Here is an 18091-nt window from a genome sequence, read left to right on the forward strand (position 1 = left end):
CGCGCTTTAGGTATCAGCCGTCCCGGATGGAAGACGACGGTGTGATGCACTTGAGGAACTTTGCAATGACGACTCGTCAGCCACTGTACAAATCTCTGTATGTGCAAGTAATCGCAGCGATTGCTATCGGTATCTTGCTGGGCCATTACTACCCTGAAACCGGTGTTGCGCTTAAACCGTTGGGCGATGGCTTTATCAAACTGATCAAGATGGTTATCGCACCCATTATTTTCTGTACGGTTGTGAGCGGTATCGCCGGCATGCAGAGCATGAAGTCGGTTGGCAAGACCGGTGGTTATGCGTTGCTGTACTTCGAAATTGTCTCGACCCTGGCCCTGATCATTGGTCTGGTGGTGGTTAACGTGGTGCAGCCAGGTGTTGGCATGCACATCGACGTGTCCACGCTGGACGCCTCTAAAGTCGCGGCTTACGTGACAGCAGGCGCCGATCAAAGCATCGTTGGCTTCATCCTCAACGTGATCCCGTCGACCATCGTCGGTGCGTTTGCCAATGGCGACATCCTGCAAGTGCTGATGTTCTCGGTACTGTTCGGCTTTGCCCTGCACCGCCTGGGTGCCTACGGTAAGCCGGTGCTGGACTTCATCGACCGCTTCGCTCACGTCATGTTCAACATCATCAACATGATCATGAAGCTGGCGCCACTGGGTGCATTGGGCGCCATGGCGTTCACCATCGGTGCTTACGGTGTGGGCTCGCTGGTTCAGCTGGGTCAACTGATGATCTGCTTCTACGTGACCTGCGTACTGTTCGTACTGCTGGTGCTGGGCAGCATCGCCCGCGCTCACGGCTTCAGCGTCGTCAAGCTGATCCGCTACATCCGTGAAGAACTGCTGATCGTACTGGGTACGTCTTCGTCGGAATCGGCACTGCCACGCATGCTGGTGAAAATGGAGCGTCTGGGTGCGAAGAAGTCGGTAGTGGGTCTGGTGATCCCGACCGGTTACTCGTTCAACCTCGACGGTACCTCGATCTACCTGACCATGGCGGCCGTGTTTATTGCTCAGGCCACTGACACCCACATGGACATCACCCACCAGATCACTCTGTTGCTCGTGCTGTTGCTGTCGTCCAAAGGGGCGGCGGGTGTCACCGGTAGCGGCTTTATCGTACTGGCGGCGACCTTGTCGGCTGTAGGCCACTTGCCGGTGGCTGGCCTGGCGCTGATTCTGGGTATCGACCGCTTCATGTCCGAAGCCCGCGCCCTGACCAACCTGATCGGTAACGCAGTAGCGACTCTGGTGGTTGCCAAGTGGGTTAAAGAGCTGGACGTCGACGTGATGCAGCGCGAGCTGGCGTCGGGCGGCAGCCCGCTGGACAACACCCTGCCAGAAGACGATCAACTGGTTGCTGAAGGCCAGATGCCGTCGCAAGTCATGAAGTAACGTTAAGCGCCTGAAAAACCCATCTTCGGATGGGTTTTTTTATGGGCGTTATTCGACCCGGGCCTCGCCACTGAACACCAGCGTCTGGCGGCAGCGGCGGCACAGGTAGCGCCGGCCTTGCTTGACCAGGTTATGACGCTGGGCGCTGAAGGGGAAATCGCTGTCGGGGCATGGGCAGCGGTAGATGTAGCGCGTTGCTGTACGTCGCTTGATCGCGTAGGTGTGGCAGCGGTTAGGCGGCAACTCGTAAACTCCGCGCATGATCAACTGCCATTCCTCGCCATGGGGCGCGATACGGTCGCCAAACAATTGGTGGGCAATCAGGTGCGCCACTTCGTGGGGCACGGTTTGCTTGAGAAAGTCTTCGCTGTTTTCGCGGTACAACTGCGGATTGAAGCGCAGCAGGTTCTCGTGCAGGTGGGCAACTCCGGCCTTTTGACCGCGCAACTTAAAGCTGACTACAGGGCGCTTGAAAGGACGCTTAAAAAACACTTCGGCCTGTTTGAAACAGTCTTCGACACGGGTGTTGAGTAACTCGGGCATGCGGTTCGGGTCTCCAGAGGCGGCGATTATGCCGCAAGCGGAAAAGGTTCCGAAGCGCTTGGCGCTGAATGGTCTGCCCCGATCACTGTAGGAGCGAGCTTGTCTCGCGATCTTTTGATCTTCAAAAGATCGCGAGCACCTTTAAGCAGGCTCAGGAGATATACGTCGGTCCAATCCCCAGCCCCCAAACGATCACGCTGAACGCGATAATCGCCACCAACACCACCAAGCCCACGGCCAGGATCGAGCTTGAAAACAAAAAGCCTTCATCGGGGTCGATGTTCATCACGGTCGGTACGCCCACGAACAGCAGGAACACCGTGTAGCAAATGGCCGCTGTGCCCACCAGCAGCGCCAGCCACATTTGCGGGTACAGCGCCGCGAGCCCGGCGATAAACAAGGGCGTCGCGGTGTAGGTGGCAAACGCCACACAGCGGGCCATGCTCGGCACCGCATCGTAGGTGCGGGCCATCCAGTGGATAAAACTCGCCATGACGCCAACGCCCACCAACATCGCCAGGTAAGACAAGGCGCTCATCCACAGCGCGCTGTCGAGGGTGAGCATGACCGGCGGATTACCGCCGATCTTCCAGCCCACCTGAGTGGTGCCGATAAACGCGCAAACCACCGGGATCGCCGCCAGGATCAAGGTGTGGGTGAGGTAGATGCGGCTGACGCTTTTTTCGGCGTCGACACGGATCTCGCGCCACTCTTGATCAGGGTGGGTAAAGAGACCTAGAACGTGATGGATCATGGCGCTCACTCCTGTTTCAAACGCATCGTCCCTGGTAGGGTTTCCCGCGGCCGCGCACGGGCACACACGCCTCTGGTGTGCAGGTGCAGGGCCTTGAATTGAGTATAGAAACCCTTGTACCGGACCGCCCTAGTCCTTTAGAGCTAATCACTTTGTTAGGTCCAGGCTTATCGCGATGTGGTCTAAGTGGGGGCGGGGGTTCGTGTGCGCGGTTTTTTTAAGTAAAATGCCCGGCTTTTGGTCTTAACTCGCGGAATTGAAGCGCTATGGGCACTCTCTCGGTCTCTCAACTTAAACTCCAGAAACGCCTGCGCCGATTGACCGGTGAGGCGGTGGCTGACTTCAACATGATTGAAGACGGCGACAAGGTGATGGTGTGCCTGTCGGGCGGTAAAGACAGTTACACGCTGCTGGATGTGCTGCTGCACCTGCAAAAGGTCGCGCCGATCCAGTTCTCGATCGTGGCCGTGAACATGGACCAGAAACAGCCGGGCTTCCCTGAAGAGGTGCTGCCGGCGTACCTCAAGTCGCTGGGCGTTGAGTACCACATCGTCGAAAAAGACACCTACTCGGTGGTCAAGGAACTGGTCCCGGAAGGCAAGACCACCTGTTCGCTGTGCTCGCGCCTGCGCCGGGGCACCTTGTACACCTTCGCCGACGAAATCGGCGCGACCAAAATGGCCTTGGGTCATCACCGTGATGACATCGTCGAGACGTTCTTCCTCAATATGTTCTTCAACGGCACCCTCAAGGCGATGCCGCCCAAGTTGCGCTCCGACGACGGGCGTAACGTGGTGATTCGCCCGCTGGCGTACTGCAACGAGAAGGACATTCAGGCGTACTCGGATTTGCAGCAGTTCCCGATTATTCCGTGCAACCTCTGCGGCTCGCAGGAAAACCTGCAACGCCAGGTGGTCAAAGACATGCTGCAAGAGTGGGAACGCAAGAACCCGGGCCGCACCGAAAGCATTTTCCGCAGCCTGCAACACGTGAACCCGTCGCAACTGGCGGACCGCAACCTGTTTGACTTTGCCAGCCTGAAGATCGACGAAACCGCGACCCCGCGTTTCGTTAATCTGTTGAACCTCTAAGCCCGCACACGGCTCTGAACCCCATGTGACACCCCACTGACCCAGAGGAGAGGGCATGCGCGACTACAAATGGCTGCACGAATATTGTTTGAACCGTTTTGGTTCGTCCGCCGCGCTGGAAGCCGAGTTGCCCGTTCCTCGCACGCCTGCGCAACTGCGCAAGATCCCGGACGACCGTTACCTGTCGACCCTGGCGCTGCGGGTGTTTCGTGCCGGGCTCAAACACAGCGTGGTGGACGCCAAATGGCCGGTGTTTGAAGAAGTGTTCTTCGGCTTCGACCCGGAAAAAGTCGTGCTAATGGGCGCTGAGCACCTGGAGCGGTTGATGCAGGACGCGCGGATTATTCGCCACTTGGGCAAGCTCAAGAGCGTGCCGCGCAATGCCCAGTTGATCCTCGACATTGCCCACGAACACGGCAGCTTCGGCGCCTTTATCGCCGATTGGCCGGTGACCGACATTGTCGGCTTGTGGAAGTACCTGGCCAAGCACGGTAACCAGCTGGGCGGCCTGTCGGCGCCACGCTTCTTGCGCATGGTCGGCAAAGACACTTTTGTGCCGAGCTATGACGTTGTGGCGGCGCTCAATGCGCAAAAGCTGGTAGATAAAGTACCGACCAGCTTGCGCGACCTGGCGATTGTGCAAGACGCTTTCAACCAGTGGCACGCTGAAAGCGGTCGGCCGATGTGCCAGTTGTCGCAGATGCTGGCGTTTACCGTGAATCACTGACCATGGGGTAGTGATAGACGGTTTGTCAGGTTGTTTACGGTTTGTCTGATTCTGGATAATATGTCTGGGTCTGCTCACTCGTCGAGGACCTGTTGCCATGCCAATCACTCTGCCCACCTATCAAGCGGTCGTCGACGCGTCGAAGCGGCTCGAAGGGGTCGCCAACGTGACGCCGGTTCTGACCTCGCGCACGCTTGATAACGACATCGGCGCGCAGGTGTTTTTCAAATGTGAAAACTACCAGCGCACCGGCTCTTTCAAGTTCAGGGGCGCGTACAACTCGCTGGCTAAATTCACTGACGCTCAGCGCCAGGACGGCGTGGTTGCGTTCTCTTCGGGCAATCACGCCCAAGGCATCGCGCTGGCAGCGTCGTTGCTGAAGATCCCGGCGATCATTGTCATGCCCACGGATGCCCCCGTCGCCAAGGTGGCGGCAACCAAGGGCTACGGTGCCGAGGTGATTTTCTACGACCGTTACACCCAGGACCGCGAAGCGATCGGCCAGGCGCTGGCCGCTGAGCGCGGCATGACGTTGATCCCGTCCTACGACCACCCGGACGTATTGGCCGGGCAGGGCACGGCGGCCAAGGAACTGTTCGACAGTGTCGGCCCGCTGGATGCGCTGTTTGTCGGCCTGGGCGGTGGCGGCATGCTCTCGGGCACCACGCTGTCGACCCGTGCGCTGTCACCCGATTGCACCCTCATCGGGGTTGAGCCGCAAGCCGGCAATGACGGCCAGCAGTCGTTCAACTCCGGGGTGATTGTTCACATTGATACCCCCGACACCCTCGCCGATGGTGCGCAAACCCAGCACCTGGGGCAGTACACCTTCCCGATTATCCTCAACGGTGTTAACCGGATCGTCACGGTGACCGATGAAGAGCTGGTCTGGGCCATGAAGTTCTTTGCTGAGCGTATGAAGATGGTGGTCGAACCCACCGGCTGCCTGGGGTTGGCGGCCGTCAGAAAATACAAGGCTGAGCTTCAGGGCCAGCGTGTCGGCGTGATGGTTACGGGCGGCAATATCGACATCGAGAAACTCGGCACACTTCTGCAGTCCTGAACCCTTAACGCTCTCTCATGCAGGTGATCCATGAACATCATAAGCACTGATGCGGCGTCGCCCCCGGCTGGCCATTATTCGCAAGCCATAAGCCACCAAGGCACGCTGTATATCTCGGGGCAACTGCCGGTAAGCCCCTCTGGCGCTCACAACCTTGAGGCGTCGTTTGCTGAGCAGGCACAGATTGCGCTGAATAACCTGCTGGCCATTCTCAAGGCGGCGGGCGGCGAGCCGAGTGATTTGCTCAAAGTGACCGTTTACGTTGCCGGTGTGCAGCACTGGCCGGCCTTTGATCAGGTCTACGCCGAGCTGTTGGGCAGCCATCGCCCGGCACGTGCCGTGGTGCCGGTGCCCGAGTTGCATCATGGTTACCTGGTTGAAATTGAGGGGTTAGCGCGTGTCGCTGTACACAGTGGCGCGGGACACGCCGAGGTGTGACGCCACGGTTTCCATGGCCTTTCTGATGTCCAGCAGGCCCGCGTCTTTCAGCTCTTGTAGCAGCACTCTGCGGTCAGCCGCCTTGAGGGTGCGGGGCGTGGTGGCCAGGCGCGCAGCAAACTGATCAATCCGTGCCCGGATGGTCTCTGCGCCGCTGGGCTCAAGGGTTTCGTGCGGGCGCTCGCCGTGAAAGGCGCCAAACTGCTCGAGCATGCCTTGCAGCCCTTTGAACAGGGTCAGGTCGATGTTCATGCACAGCGCGGCCACGTAATGCCCCGAAGAATCCTTGATGCCGATCGAGGTGCTCTTGACCTGGCGACCGTCCTTGAACTGATTGGGGTAGTTGGCTACCACCTGCGGGTAGGCCGGGTCGGCAATGCGCGCCAGCCCCAGCTCAGTCGCCGGGTCCCCGACGGCCCTGCCGGACAGGTTGTTGTGAATGGCCAGAATGGCATGCTCGGGGTCGCGCAGATCATGCAAAACCACCTCGCAAAAGGGGCTGAACGTTTGGCTCAAGCCTTCTGCGATGTGCTCCATCTGACTGATGAGCGCCAGTTGCTCGGGGGTAGTGCGCTTCATATTGAAGATTTCCAGCGTCAGTAAACGGTTTCAATGAGGGGACGATAACAGCCTAGGCGCGGCTTTTCTCCGGGCCTTTGGATTTGAATGATTCATTCAGGAACGACGCCAGCGCCTGGACTTTGCGCGACCTGTTTTTACGCGGCGGGATAAGCAGCAAAATCGGCGCGGTGTCGAACGCCCAGTCGCTCAGCACGCGGGTCAGGCTGCCCTGGGCAATCGAGTCGACCACGTCCCATTGCGAGCGCAACACCAGGCCCAGATCCTGCTCGGCCCAGCGCCGCGCCACGGCCCCGTCATTGCTGACCATGGCCGCCAGAATGCGCAGCGATTTGCGTTGCTGGCCCTGGCTCAGGTGCCAGAGTGTGGCGTGATCGGCATTTTCGCGAATACAAATACAGCGATGCGCCAGCAAGTCTTCCGGCGTTTTCGGCGTGCCGTGCTGCTTCAAGTAGGCGGGGCTGGCGCACAGCCAGCGTTCATTGGAGGCCAGCGTGTGGGCGGTCCATGAACTGTCACTGACCGGGCCGATATGGATGATTGCATCGCAATGGTTGCGATCGGGCCAAGGGGCTTCTTGCAGGTCCAGTTCAACCCGCAGCTTGGGGTGCAGTTTGGCAAACCGGGCCAGCAACGGGGCGATGCGCAACCGGCCAAAGCCAAACGGCGCCGAGAGGCGGATCACCCCTTGCAGGCGTTCGTCGTCGGCCACCATCGATTCCGACAACTCTTCAAGGGACCTCAGCAGCCGACGGCCTTCCTCGGCCATGCGTTCACCTTCTTCGGTCAGCACCAGGCGCCTTGCGTCACGGCTGGCGAGCTTGAGGCCCAGTTGCGCTTCCAGCTTGCGCAGGCGCATGGACAGCGCGGCGGTGGTGACCCGCAGCTTGCGCGCCGCTTCGCTTAAAGAGCCGGAGTCGCAAAGGGTGGCCACCAGTTCCAGGTCAGAGAATGTGATCATTAAGCGATTCTTAATATGTGATTAAGTGAACGTTAACCAAAAATATACCGTACGCCCTACAGTTGCACGCTCACAGACACCCAAGAGAGCACTTTAATGACGGCTTGCATTGACACCCTCGATACCCCCGCCGCCGTGGTCGACGTCACCCGCATGCAGCGCAACATTCAGCGCATGCAGGCGCAAGCCGACCGTTTGCGGGTGCGCTTGCGCCCGCATGTCAAAACCAGCAAGTGCGCGGCGGTGGTTGAGGCGCAAATAGCGGCGGGCGCCCAGGGCATTACGGTGTCCACACTCAAAGAGGCCCAGGCGTTTTTTCAGCAGGGCATCACCGACATTCTGTACGCCGTGGCCATGGCGCCCGGCAAACTCACCCAGGCCCTGGCCCTTCGCCGCGCGGGCTGCGGGCTGACGATTATCACTGACAGCATGGCCGGGGCTAAGGCGATCACCGAGTTCGGCCGTGCGCAGGGTGAGTCGTTTGAGGTTTTTATCGAAATTGACAGCGATCACCACCGCTCTGGCGTACGCAGCGACGACCCGGTGCTGGTCGAGATTGCGCGCATCCTGCACACAGGGGGCGCGGTGCTCAAAGGGGTGATGACCCATGCTGGGGAAAGCTACCGCTTGAACACCCTGGAGGCCTTGCAGGCGATTGCCGAGCTTGAGCGCGCTGAATGCGTAAAGGCCGCCGAGGTCATTCGCGCGGCGGGTTTACCCTGCCCGGAGGTGAGCGTGGGCTCGACGCCGACGGCTTTGTCGGCGCTGCACTTGGAAGGTGTGACCGAACTGCGGGCCGGGGTGTACGTGTTTTTTGATCTGGTCATGCACAACGTCGGCGTGTGTCGCCTCGACGAACTGGCCTTGAGCGTGCTGACCACGGTGATCGGCCATCAGGCAGAAAAGGGCTGGATCATCACCGACTCCGGCTGGATGGCCATGAGCCGCGACCGTGGCACGCAGTCCCAAGCGAGCGATTTTGGCTACGGGCTGGTGTGCGACAGCGCGGGTGAGCTTATCGAAGGGCTGCAATTGCGCTCGGCCAACCAGGAGCACGGCGTGGCGTCTTTCGAAAAAGGCCAGCAGGTCGACATTGAGCAGCGCTTCCCGATCGGCACCCGCCTGCGTGTGTTACCTAACCACGCCTGCGCGACAGGCGCGCAGTACTCGGCTTACGAGGCGCTGGATGAACGCGGCGAGGCCCGCCAATGGCCCCGCCACAACGGCTGGTGAGTATTTACGCTTACTCACCCGCCAGGCGGCGATCCAGCTGGTAGCGCCAGCGCACAAACAGCAGCGAACTGACGAACACCGCTACGCTGGCGGCGATTTCCAGCAGGCCGAACAGTTGCCGGTTCGGATCGAATGCCGCCAGCGCGCCCTTGAGCAGGTACAAGTTCACCACGTAGCAGGTGAACGAGTGCCCGCGCGGGCTGCCCTTGAGCATGCCGGGCACGAGGATCAGCAGCGGCACCAGCTCAATCAGCAAGATCACCCAGGGCCGTGCGCCGTGCAGGTTGGCGAACACCAGGTAATACACGCACAACAAGCCGATCAGGCCGAAAAAGCACGCCAGGCTCACGCCGCGCATCAACCGCACGCGGGGCGTGAGCCACTCAATCGGCGGCAACACCTTGGGCTTTTTAGCCACGCGGGCTCTCCAGCTTTTGGGCGGTAGCCGCCAAGCGCAGCCCCAGCGCCCGGCACAGGGCGATTTCGTGCTCATCGAGCTTGCGCTTGCCGTCGGCTCCGGCGTGATGGCTCGGGCCGTACGGCGTGCCGCCTCCGGTGGTGTTGAGCAGCGCCGACTCGCTGTAAGGCAGGCCGGTGATCAGCATGCCGTGGTGCAGCAACGGCATGATCATCGACAGCAGGGTGGTTTCCTGGCCGCCGTGCAGGCTGGCGGTGGAGGTGAACACGCCTGCGGGTTTACCCACCAGTGCGCCGGTCAGCCACAGGTTGCTGGTGCCGTCCAGAAAGTACTTGAGCGGCGCGGCCATGTTGCCGAAGCGGGTCGGGCTGCCCAGCGCCAGGCCTGAGCAGTTCTTCAGGTCATCGAGGCTGGCGTACAGCGCGCCGTCCTCAGGAATGCTCGGGGCCACGGCTTCGCACTCGGTGGAGATCGCCGGTACGGTGCGCAGGCGCGCTTCAATGCCGCCTTGCTCAATACCGCGAGCAATGTGCCGGGCCATTTCGGCGGTGGCACCGTGGCGGCTGTAAAACAGCACCAGGATATAAGGCGCGCTCATGGCAGGATCTCCAGAACCTTTTCCGGTGGTCGGCCAATGACAGCTTTGTCACCGGCGACCAGAATCGGCCGTTCGATGAGCTTGGGGTGGGCCGCCATTGCCGCGATCAGTTGCTCGTCGCTGAGGCTGGTGTCGGCCAGGTTCAAGGCTTTGTATTCGTCTTCGCCAGAGCGCAGCAATTGGCGTGCGCTGAGGCCCAGTTTGCCCTGCAGGCTGCGCAGTTGCGTGGCCTCCAGCGGGGTATCAAGGTAGCGCACCACGGTCGGTGCCAGGCCACGGGCTTCGAGAATCTCGAGCGCAGCGCGTGATTTAGAGCAGCGCGGATTGTGATAAAGCGTCAGATCAGTCATGAGCGGGTCGCTTCTTGCGTAAGGTGGCGGGTATTCTACCCGCCTCACAGGCGTGTCTGAACCGTGTGCGGTCATTGGTCGCCTGTTAATGTCTTTTGTTGGCTTAAATGAGAAGGAACAGCACATGTTCAAGCGACTGTTGGCGGCCACTGCCGTCGCCGCTACGTTATTGCTCGCCGGGTGCGGGAATGATTACGGGGTCGATCAACATGGAGAGAAGGTCGCGTCCGAACGTCTGGACAAGCAATGGAAAGTGATCAACTACTGGGCCGAATGGTGCGGGCCGTGCCGCGTTGAAATCCCTGAGCTGAATGCGCTGGAAGGCCAGTTGCAGGGGCAGTCGGTGGGCTTGTTCGGGGTTAACTTTGACGGCTTGCAGGGCAAGGAACTGAACGATGCCAGCACCGCGCTGGGCATCACCTTTACCGTATTGGCCCAAGACCCGGCCGACACCTTTGACCTGCCGCGCAGTGAAGCCTTGCCGGTGACCTACATCATTGATGACAAGGGCAAAGTCCGCGCCCAGTTGCTGGGCGAACAAACCGCAGCGGAGATCTTGGCCAAGCTCAAGGAATTGAAGGGCTAGGCCGCAGGACCGCCGTCTGGGGTCGCTGCGCAACCCATCGCAGCCTTCGTGCCTCGTCAGCGACTACAGGGGGACGCGATACAGCTGTAGGAGCGAGCTTGCCTCGCGATCTTTTGATCTTGGGGATTGAGAGGGTTTTTGGGTTGCTGTGCAACCCATCGCAGCCTTCGTGCCTCGTCAGCGACTACAGGGGTACGCGATACAACTGTAGGAGCTGCCGCAGGCTGCGATCTTTTGATGTTGAAGGTTAAAGATCGCAGCCTACAGGTCAGCTTTCTTCAGGCCACAGCCGCAGCGGCAGGCCTTCAGCCGGCCAGAAACGCACTTGCTCAATCGGCGAGATGTCCCAGCGCTCGACAGTCTGCAAGGCCTTGAAGAACCGTTGTTCTTGCTCCATCAACGCCGGGGCGCAGGCTTTGCGGGTGCTGCCGACCGGGCCAAAGCTCAGCTTGTCACCGTCCAGGGTGTACGGCGCAAACCAGTGGTTACAACCGCCATTGCCATAGGCGCGGCCACCTTCGTCGAAGGTTACGGTCAGGTGGCTGTAGTCCATCAACGGACGCTCACCAATCCATTCCACCACGTAAGCATGGTTGCGCTGCAATTGCGCGGAGTGCCCTGCGCAGCCCACCAGGCTGGCGCCCAGCAAGGCCAGCAGGAGCCCGCGTTTCATAGCGCAGCCTTTTGGCATTGCGGGCACAGGTGCTTGCTGCCTTCAGTGCTCCAGCCCAGTTCGGCAATCCGTGCGCTGGCCGCAGGCTTTTGGGCCTTGGTGCCCAGTTTGGCGTCGACTGCAAACTCGAATTTCAGTTCTTTGGCGCAGCCGTCACAGTTGACTTGCCATTCATGAATCGCCAGCTCACCGAATACCGGGCCGTTGGCCACGGCCACCCACTGACCGCGCGGGTTGATCAGGTGACGCACTTTTTCGACGTTCAGGCGCATGGACAAGTCCTTGCTGCCTTTGAGGGTGACAATCAGCACGTCGCCGTGCTGAATGGAGCCGCCGTTGCCGGTGACTTGATAACGCCCCGGCATCAATGCGCGGCATTCAATCAAGGTGTGCTGCGGGCTAAGCAGGTTGTAGCGGAAATCGTGTTCGACCATGGGTCCTCCAAATAGGCCGCTATGCTATCAACCTTCGACCAGGTTTTGTGGGGCGCCTTCACGCCACGCGGCGATATTGTCCAGCGTGGTACTGGCAATCGCGCTCAGGGCCTCGCGGGTCAGAAAGGCTTGGTGCGCGGTGATGATCACATTCGGGAAGGTCAGCAGGCGCGCCAGCACGTCGTCTTGCAAGGGCAGGTCGGAGCGGTCTTCGAAGAACAATTGGGCTTCTTCTTCGTACACGTCCAGGCCCAAATAGCCCAACTGGCCGCTTTTCAGCGCTTCGATCAGGGCTGGCGTATCAACCAGCGCACCGCGCCCGGTGTTGATCAGCATGGCGCCATGTTGCAGGGTGGCCAGTGACTCGCGGTTGATCAGGTGCTTGTTATCGGCAGTCAGCGGGCAATGCAGGCTGATGATGTGGGAACTGGCGAGCAACTGCGCGAGGCTCACGTATTCGGCGCCCAGTGCCACCAGTTCGGCATTGGGGTAGGGGTCAAAGCACTGCAGCTTGCAGCCAAAACCGGCCATGATTTTGCCGAAGGTGGCGCCGATCTGCCCGGTACCCACTATGCCGACGGTTTTGCCCACCAGATCAAAACCGGTCAGACCGTGCAGGGTGAAGTCGCCCTCGCGGGTGCGGTTGTAGGCGCGGTGCAGGCGGCGGTTAAGCGCCAAAATCAACGCCACGGCGTGTTCCGCCACCGCGTGTGGCGAGTACGCTGGCACCCGTACCACATTCAGCCCCAGGCGTTTGGCCGCCGCCAGGTCAACATGGTTGTAACCGGCGGAGCGCAGGGCGATCAGGCGCGTGCCTCCAGCTGCCAGTTGCTCAAGCACCGGGGCGCTCAAGTCGTCATTGATAAACGGGCAGACCACTTCATAGCCATGGGCCAGCGCGGCGGTGTCGAAGCTCAGGCGCGCCGGTTGAAAGTGCAGTTCAAGGTCGCCGGGCTGTGTGGCGGCGGTAAAACTGTCCTGATCGTAGGTCTGGCTGCTGAAAAGAATCGTGCGCATCAGTGCTTCCTTGGCAATGGGTGATACCGCAAACAGGGGTTACGCCGAGCTGCGCGCTTCTTGCGCCAGACGCAGAATCGCCTGGTCGAGTTCTTCGAGGGCAGCGTCGGCGGCCGGGCTTTCTTGCTTGAGCAGGGTTTCGCTGCGCTGACAGGCGCCGCGCAATTGCGGCACGCCGCAGTAACGGGTCGCGCCGTGCAAGCGGTGTACGCGCTCGATCAAGGCCACGGCGTCGTTGTCTTCGCGGGCCTGAAGGATGGCCAGGCGGTCGGTTTCCAGCGATGCCAGCAACATCGACAGCATGTCGGCGGCCAGGTCGGCCTTGCCCGCCGCCAGGCGCAAGCCTTCCTCGGCATCGAGCACGGCCAGTTTGTTGGCTGGGCGCACGGGCTCCTGGGGGCCGTCGCTGCCTTGATTGCGCAAGGCCAGGCCGGTCCACTTCAGCACCACTTGCGCCAGTTGGCGTTCGCTGATGGGTTTGGTCAGGTAATCGTCCATGCCGCTTTGCAGCAGGGCGCGCTTCTCGTTGGCCATCGCATGGGCGGTCAGCGCGACAATCGGCACCGGCGTGGATTGGCGTTGTTGCTCCCACTGGCGCAGCACTTCGGTGGTTTCGCGGCCATCCATGCCGGGCATTTGCACGTCCATCAGGACCAGATCGAAGTCTTCGGCCTTGAACGCATCGACGGCGGCGTAACCGCTGTCAACGGCCGTGACCTTGGCACCCATGTCTTCGAGCAGGGTTTGCACCAGCAGCAGGTTGGCGGGGTTGTCATCCACGCACAAAATTCGCGGCGCACGGCTGGCCAGTATCTCGCCGGGCTCGTGACGGGTTTGCTGCGGGTTGATGAGTTCGATCAGCGAGCGACGCAATTTGCGCGTGCAGGTCGGCTTGGCCTGGAGCTGGTTGTGAGGGTTAGGTACGGCGGTATTGAACAGCGCCAGCTCCGTGGTCGGGCACAACACCATGACCTTGCAGCCCAGGTGCTCAAGGTCCCAGATGTGCTGGTTGAGGCGCTCTGGCGGGATGTCATGGGCCGTCACACCCAGCACCGCCAGCTCAATCGGGTTTTCGGTTTGGTGGGCAGTGGTCACACCGTTGGTGAGGTTGTCCAGGGTCAGGTACGGGGTCACGCTCAAGCCGCAATCTTCAAGCTGGTGGAGCATGGCCTGACGGGCCAGGTCGTGTTTTTCCAGCAAGGCCACGCGATGGCCGAGCAACGGCGCAACGGGCAGGTCTTCAATATCATCATGGGCTTTGGGCAGGTTGACGCTGATCCAGAACACCGAGCCTTCACCCGGCTGGCTTTCGACGCCAATCTCGCCGCCCATTTGCTCCACCAGACGCTTGGAAATCACAAGGCCCAAACCGGTCCCGCCGGTTTGTCGCGACAGTGAATTGTCGGCCTGACTAAAGGCCTGGAACAGCGCCCGCACATCCTGATTGGTCAGGCCGATGCCGGTGTCTTGCACGCTGATGCGCAGTTGCACGCCGCCGCTGGTTTTGTTGTCGTCGTCATCTTCAAGCATGGCCCGCACGGCAATCGTGCCTTCGCGGGTGAACTTGATCGCGTTGTTGACCAGATTGGTGAGGATCTGCTTGAGGCGCAGCGGGTCACCCACCAACGACAGCGGCGTGTCGCGGTACACCAGGCTGACCAGCTCCAGGCCTTTCTCGTGGGCCGAGGGGGCGAGCATGGTCAGGGTGTCCTGGAGCAAATCGCGCAGGTTGAACGGGGTGCTGTCGAGCACCAGCTTGCCGGCTTCGATTTTCGAGAAGTCGAGAATCTCGTTAATGATGCCGAGCAGGTTGTCGGCCGACTTTTCGATGGTGTGCAGGTAGTCGAACTGGCGAGGGGTGAGTTCGCTTTTTTGCAGCAGGTGGGTGAAGCCCAGGATGCCATTGAGCGGCGTACGGATTTCGTGGCTCATGTTGGCCAAAAATTCTGACTTGATGCGGCTGGCTTCAAGGGCTTCCTTGCGTGCCAGATCGAGCTCCAGGTTCTGGATTTCGATGGTTTCGAGGTTTTGGCGTACGTCTTCGGTGGCTTGGTCGACGCTGTGTTGCAGCTCCTCCTGCGCGTTCTGCAAGGTTTCGGCCATGCGATTGATGCCCGAGGCTAATTGGTTCAGTTCTTGGCTGCCCAGTTCTGGCAGGCGGGTCTGCAACTGGCCGTCCTTGAGTTGGGCCACGGCTTGCTTGATTTGGTCCAGCGGTGAATTGATCGTGCGGCTCATGCGCAAGGCCAGCAGGGTGGTCAGCACCAGGCCGGTGGCGATCAACAGCAGGCTGGCGAACAGGCTGCGGTAGCCGCGCAGCAGCATGTTGTGGTGCGACAGCTCCAGTTCGACCCAGCCCAGCAGGCGGTGGGCCTCATTGGGGATGACGTCGCCCGCTAGGTTGCGATGGCGGCCAAACACGGGCAGCAAATAGCGCGTGGCATCGCTGTCAGTACGTTGCAGCAATTGCGAGCTGTTGCCCATCGGCGCCTGATTGAGCATGGTCGGCCCGGCGTGGGCCAGCGGCTCGTGATTGGCGCTCAAAAACGCCACGGCGCGTACGTCTTGCTGGTCAAGGGACTCGCTGGCGATACGTTGCAGCAGGGCCGTATCGTGCCGACCCATGGCGGGCGCAACCAGTGGCGCGAGTTGCTCGGCGATCATTTCACCGCGTTGCAGCAACTGCGACTCCAGCTCTGATTGCTGTAGCCACGTGAAGTAGCTCCCCAGCACGACCGCCATCAAGGTGACGGGCAGCAAGGTCAGCAGCAATACGCGGCCTTTTATCCCGAGGTTTGTCAGCACACCACTCTCCAGCCCGGCATTGATCAATGCATCCTTATGACGTTCGTTATAGATCAGCTCGCAGTGTAGCCATTTGATACGTGGCAAATCTTTGTAAATTTACCTCCAGTGCGAACAGCGCCCACTTAAAGGCAATGCAACGGCCATGCCGGTTGCTCGTGCAGGCTCAATCTTGAATAATCAGCGATTGAGAATGACTAGCAGACGTTAATGAATCCCGTAGCCGTTCAGCCCTCGCGCCTTTTGGCCATCGAAGACGACCCCGTTCTGGGCACCTATTTGCATGAGCAATTGGTGCGCTGCGGGTTTGAGGTGGTGTGGTGCCAAAACGGCCAGGAGGGCTTGAGCCGCGCCAGAGATGAACACTTTGATGTGGTGCTGATGGACATCTTGTTGCCGGGCATGAATGGCCTGCAAGTGCTCACGCAGTTGCGCCAGACCCATGCCCTGCCGGTGATTTTGATGTCGGCGCTGGGGGCGGAGGCCGACCGCATCAGCGGGTTTCAGCTGGGCGCCGATGACTACCTGCCCAAGCCGTTCAGCATGGCCGAGTTGCGTGTACGGATTCAGGCCATCTTGCGCCGGGTGGCGCTGGACCGCATGCCGCCGCAAACGCCGGTATTGGCCGAAAGCGCGCTGGTGCTCGATGAAGACGCGGCCGACGCCCGTTACGGCCAGCAGTGGGCCGGGTTGACCCGCAGTGAATACCGCTTGCTCGACACCCTGCAACGCAACGCTGACGAGGTGTTGAGCAAACCGTTCCTCTATCAGCAGGTGTTGCAGCGTGGCTATTCAGCCCATGACCGCAGCCTGGACATGCACATCAGCCAAATCCGTCGCAAGCTCAAGGCCATCGGCTATCACGAGCGGGAAGTGCGCACGGTGTGGGGCAAAGGCTATGTGTTGAGCGCCAGCGATGCGCTCTAAGTTGCCCGGTAAACACTCGGTTTTCTGGAAACTGGCCTGTTTGCTGGTGGCTTTCTGTTTGTTGATGATCTGGCTCAGTTGGTCATGGGGCCGCTACATGGACAAACGCACCGGCTATTTAACCGATGAGGCCAAGAGCACGCTGATTCGTTATGCCGGTGAAGCCGAACAGGCCTGGAACAGCGGCCAGCAAACCGGCGTCGATCAATGGCTGCAAGCCTTCGGCAAAACCGAGCGGGGCTGGGTCGGCGTGGTCGGCCAGGATTTACAGTCGCTCAGCAGTTACCCGTTGAGAGACCAGGAAGCGCAGCGCATGACTTTTTTGCGCGGGCTGGACTGGCCCATCAGCCATATCAACCGCGTGCGCCCGTGGATCAAAGTACCTTTCCCCAAAGACCCGTCTGCCGGTTACCTGGTGATTGAACTGCCGCAGCGCTACATGCCGGGGCTTTCGCAACTGGTCTGGCGCTTTCTGATTCATGGTGTGATCCCCGGGGTGTTCACACTGCTGCTATGCGTGGGGCTGTACCGGCTGTTGATCGTGCCGCTGAACCAGTTACGTGAGCAGGCCAATGCCTGGCGTGCCGATCAGTTGGGCGTGCGATTGTCGAGCCAGACCACCAGCCGTCAGGACGAACTGGGCGAATTGGGCCGCGCGTTTGACCAGATGTCCGAGCGCTTGCAGACCACGGTCAACCAGCAGCAACAGTTGCTGCGCGATTTGTCCCACGAACTTCGTACACCGTTGAGCCGATTGCGCGTGGCCTGCGACAGCGAACAGGGTATTGAAGCCCTGCGCGAGCGCTTGAGCCGCGAAGTGGACGGCATGCAGCGGCTGGTTGAAGACACCTTGCAACTGGCCTGGCTGGATGCCGAGCGCGGGCCGCTGCTGGTCGAAGACATCCAGATCCAGGCGTTGTGGGAGATGCTCACCGAAAACGCGCGCTTTGAAAGCGGCTGGCCCCAGGCGCGGCTGCCGTGCAACCTCGACGCCAACTGCTGGGTCAAGGGCCACCTCAACAGCCTGGCCCAGGCGCTGGAAAACATCCTGCGCAACGCGATTCGGCATTCCCCGGAACAAGGCATCGTTAGCCTCAATGGCCAGCGCGAAGGCGATGAGTGGCACCTGTGGCTCGACGACCAAGGTGGCGGTGTGGCCCCAGAAGCCCTGGAGCGCATCTTTGCCCCATTTACCCGCCTCGACGGTTCACGGCCCGGAGATGGCGGCTTTGGCCTGGGCCTGAGCATCGCACGCAACGCCTTGCGCCTGCAGGGCGGCAGTTTATGGGCGCAAAACACCGAACACGGGCTGCGCGTGCACCTGCGCCTGCCCATCGCAGACCCGCCCCACCTGTAGGAGCGAGCTTGCTCGCGAGCTTTTCACGATCAAAAGATCGCGAGCAAGCTCGCTCCTACAGGTGTGTCGCGTACCCCTGTAGTCGCTGACTAGGCACGAAGGCTGCGTCGAAAGATCGCAAGGCAAGCTCGCTC

20 protein-coding genes are annotated in these 18091 nt (G+C 60.5%); 9 read left to right on the top strand and 11 right to left on the bottom strand.

The window, feature by feature from the left end; translation table 11 throughout:
* Positions 1 to 65: 65 nt before the first annotated feature.
* Complete coding sequence (locus tag ACJJU9_RS05920) at positions 66 to 1403, top strand: dicarboxylate/amino acid:cation symporter (protein WP_048386849.1); 1338 nt, start codon at positions 66 to 68, stop codon at positions 1401 to 1403.
* A 48-nt stretch (positions 1404 to 1451) separates the two neighbouring features.
* On the opposite strand, the gene ACJJU9_RS05925 is transcribed toward ACJJU9_RS05920, so the two are convergent.
* The gene (locus ACJJU9_RS05925; protein WP_048369696.1) at positions 1452 to 1946 is read right to left on the bottom strand and encodes a SprT family zinc-dependent metalloprotease; all 495 of its coding nucleotides are present in this window, start codon (positions 1944 to 1946) and stop codon (positions 1452 to 1454) included.
* Positions 1947 to 2097: 151 nt separating this feature from the next.
* Positions 2098 to 2700 carry a Yip1 family protein gene (locus ACJJU9_RS05930; protein ID WP_048369698.1) on the bottom strand — a complete coding sequence of 201 codons (603 nt, stop codon included), beginning with the start codon at positions 2698 to 2700 and terminating at the stop codon, positions 2098 to 2100.
* Positions 2701 to 2966: 266 nt separating this feature from the next.
* Between ACJJU9_RS05930 and ttcA the strand changes: the two genes are divergently transcribed.
* The 4 genes from ttcA to ACJJU9_RS05950 all read left to right on the top strand — a co-directional run bounded on the left by ttcA (position 2967) and on the right by ACJJU9_RS05950 (position 6019).
* The gene (ttcA, locus tag ACJJU9_RS05935) at positions 2967 to 3791 is read left to right on the top strand and encodes a tRNA 2-thiocytidine(32) synthetase TtcA (protein ID WP_048369700.1); all 825 of its coding nucleotides are present in this window, start codon (positions 2967 to 2969) and stop codon (positions 3789 to 3791) included.
* Between the two features lie 55 nt (positions 3792 to 3846).
* On the top strand, positions 3847 to 4518 hold the full coding sequence (locus tag ACJJU9_RS05940) for a DNA-3-methyladenine glycosylase I (RefSeq protein ID WP_048369703.1): 672 nt from the start codon (positions 3847 to 3849) through the stop codon (positions 4516 to 4518).
* A 97-nt stretch (positions 4519 to 4615) separates the two neighbouring features.
* A complete protein-coding gene (locus tag ACJJU9_RS05945; RefSeq protein ID WP_407730243.1) occupies positions 4616 to 5581 on the top strand; it encodes a threo-3-hydroxy-L-aspartate ammonia-lyase in 966 nt (321 codons plus the stop codon).
* A gap of 30 nt (positions 5582 to 5611) precedes the next feature.
* On the top strand, positions 5612 to 6019 hold the full coding sequence (locus ACJJU9_RS05950; protein WP_407730244.1) for a RidA family protein: 408 nt from the start codon (positions 5612 to 5614) through the stop codon (positions 6017 to 6019).
* Here the strand turns inward: ACJJU9_RS05950 and ACJJU9_RS05955 are convergent.
* Positions 5972 to 6598 (bottom strand): PAS domain-containing protein, encoded by a 627-nt coding sequence (locus tag ACJJU9_RS05955; protein WP_331367688.1) that lies wholly within the window; start codon positions 6596 to 6598, stop codon positions 5972 to 5974. The two genes, ACJJU9_RS05950 and ACJJU9_RS05955, sit on opposite strands and share 48 nt — an antisense overlap.
* A gap of 52 nt (positions 6599 to 6650) precedes the next feature.
* Complete coding sequence (locus ACJJU9_RS05960) at positions 6651 to 7559, bottom strand: LysR family transcriptional regulator (protein WP_407730245.1); 909 nt, start codon at positions 7557 to 7559, stop codon at positions 6651 to 6653.
* Between the two features lie 96 nt (positions 7560 to 7655).
* On the opposite strand from ACJJU9_RS05960, the gene ACJJU9_RS05965 reads away from it, so the two are divergent.
* A complete protein-coding gene (locus ACJJU9_RS05965; RefSeq protein ID WP_407730246.1) occupies positions 7656 to 8792 on the top strand; it encodes a DSD1 family PLP-dependent enzyme in 1137 nt (378 codons plus the stop codon).
* A 10-nt stretch (positions 8793 to 8802) separates the two neighbouring features.
* Here the strand turns inward: ACJJU9_RS05965 and ACJJU9_RS05970 are convergent, their stop codons facing one another.
* Genes ACJJU9_RS05970 through arsC form a run of 3 tightly spaced genes read right to left on the bottom strand, consistent with a single transcriptional unit; the run spans position 8803 to position 10158 of the window.
* Entirely contained in the window at positions 8803 to 9210 is a 408-nt protein-coding gene (locus ACJJU9_RS05970) for a DUF2069 domain-containing protein (RefSeq protein ID WP_407730247.1), read from the bottom strand.
* Positions 9203 to 9808, bottom strand: a complete 606-nt coding sequence (wrbA, locus tag ACJJU9_RS05975; RefSeq protein ID WP_048386760.1) for an NAD(P)H:quinone oxidoreductase — start codon at positions 9806 to 9808, stop codon at positions 9203 to 9205. The genes ACJJU9_RS05970 and wrbA overlap by 8 nt, the downstream gene beginning before the upstream one ends.
* Positions 9805 to 10158, bottom strand: a complete 354-nt coding sequence (gene arsC / locus ACJJU9_RS05980; RefSeq protein WP_407730248.1) for an arsenate reductase (glutaredoxin) — start codon at positions 10156 to 10158, stop codon at positions 9805 to 9807. Before arsC ends, wrbA begins: the two co-directional genes overlap by 4 nt.
* 124 nt (positions 10159 to 10282) lie before the next feature.
* Here arsC and ACJJU9_RS05985 point away from each other — a divergent pair, with 124 nt between their 5' ends.
* Positions 10283 to 10744 (top strand): TlpA family protein disulfide reductase, encoded by a 462-nt coding sequence (locus ACJJU9_RS05985; protein ID WP_407730249.1) that lies wholly within the window; start codon positions 10283 to 10285, stop codon positions 10742 to 10744.
* A gap of 268 nt (positions 10745 to 11012) precedes the next feature.
* On the opposite strand, the gene ACJJU9_RS05990 is transcribed toward ACJJU9_RS05985, so the two are convergent.
* The 4 genes from ACJJU9_RS05990 to ACJJU9_RS06005 are packed head-to-tail and all read right to left on the bottom strand — an operon-like array spanning position 11013 to position 15673.
* On the bottom strand, positions 11013 to 11417 hold the full coding sequence (locus ACJJU9_RS05990) for an META domain-containing protein (RefSeq protein WP_407730250.1): 405 nt from the start codon (positions 11415 to 11417) through the stop codon (positions 11013 to 11015).
* The gene (locus ACJJU9_RS05995; protein WP_048369716.1) at positions 11414 to 11851 is read right to left on the bottom strand and encodes a hypothetical protein; all 438 of its coding nucleotides are present in this window, start codon (positions 11849 to 11851) and stop codon (positions 11414 to 11416) included. Before ACJJU9_RS05995 ends, ACJJU9_RS05990 begins: the two co-directional genes overlap by 4 nt.
* 27 nt (positions 11852 to 11878) lie before the next feature.
* Positions 11879 to 12868, bottom strand: a complete 990-nt coding sequence (locus tag ACJJU9_RS06000) for a 2-hydroxyacid dehydrogenase (RefSeq protein ID WP_153329074.1) — start codon at positions 12866 to 12868, stop codon at positions 11879 to 11881.
* Positions 12869 to 12907: 39 nt separating this feature from the next.
* On the bottom strand, positions 12908 to 15673 hold the full coding sequence (locus ACJJU9_RS06005; RefSeq protein WP_407730959.1) for a response regulator: 2766 nt from the start codon (positions 15671 to 15673) through the stop codon (positions 12908 to 12910).
* Between the two features lie 210 nt (positions 15674 to 15883).
* On the opposite strand from ACJJU9_RS06005, the gene ACJJU9_RS06010 reads away from it, so the two are divergent.
* Together ACJJU9_RS06010 and ACJJU9_RS06015 are read left to right on the top strand one after the other, a co-directional pair.
* On the top strand, positions 15884 to 16600 hold the full coding sequence (locus ACJJU9_RS06010; protein WP_407730251.1) for a response regulator transcription factor: 717 nt from the start codon (positions 15884 to 15886) through the stop codon (positions 16598 to 16600).
* A complete protein-coding gene (locus ACJJU9_RS06015) occupies positions 16590 to 17957 on the top strand; it encodes a histidine kinase sensor domain-containing protein (protein WP_407730252.1) in 1368 nt (455 codons plus the stop codon). Before ACJJU9_RS06010 ends, ACJJU9_RS06015 begins: the two co-directional genes overlap by 11 nt.
* The last annotated feature ends 134 nt before the right edge of the window (positions 17958 to 18091 follow it).

The organism is Pseudomonas helleri (assembly GCF_045830615.1).
Taxonomy (GTDB): Bacteria; Pseudomonadota; Gammaproteobacteria; order Pseudomonadales; family Pseudomonadaceae; genus Aquipseudomonas; species Aquipseudomonas helleri.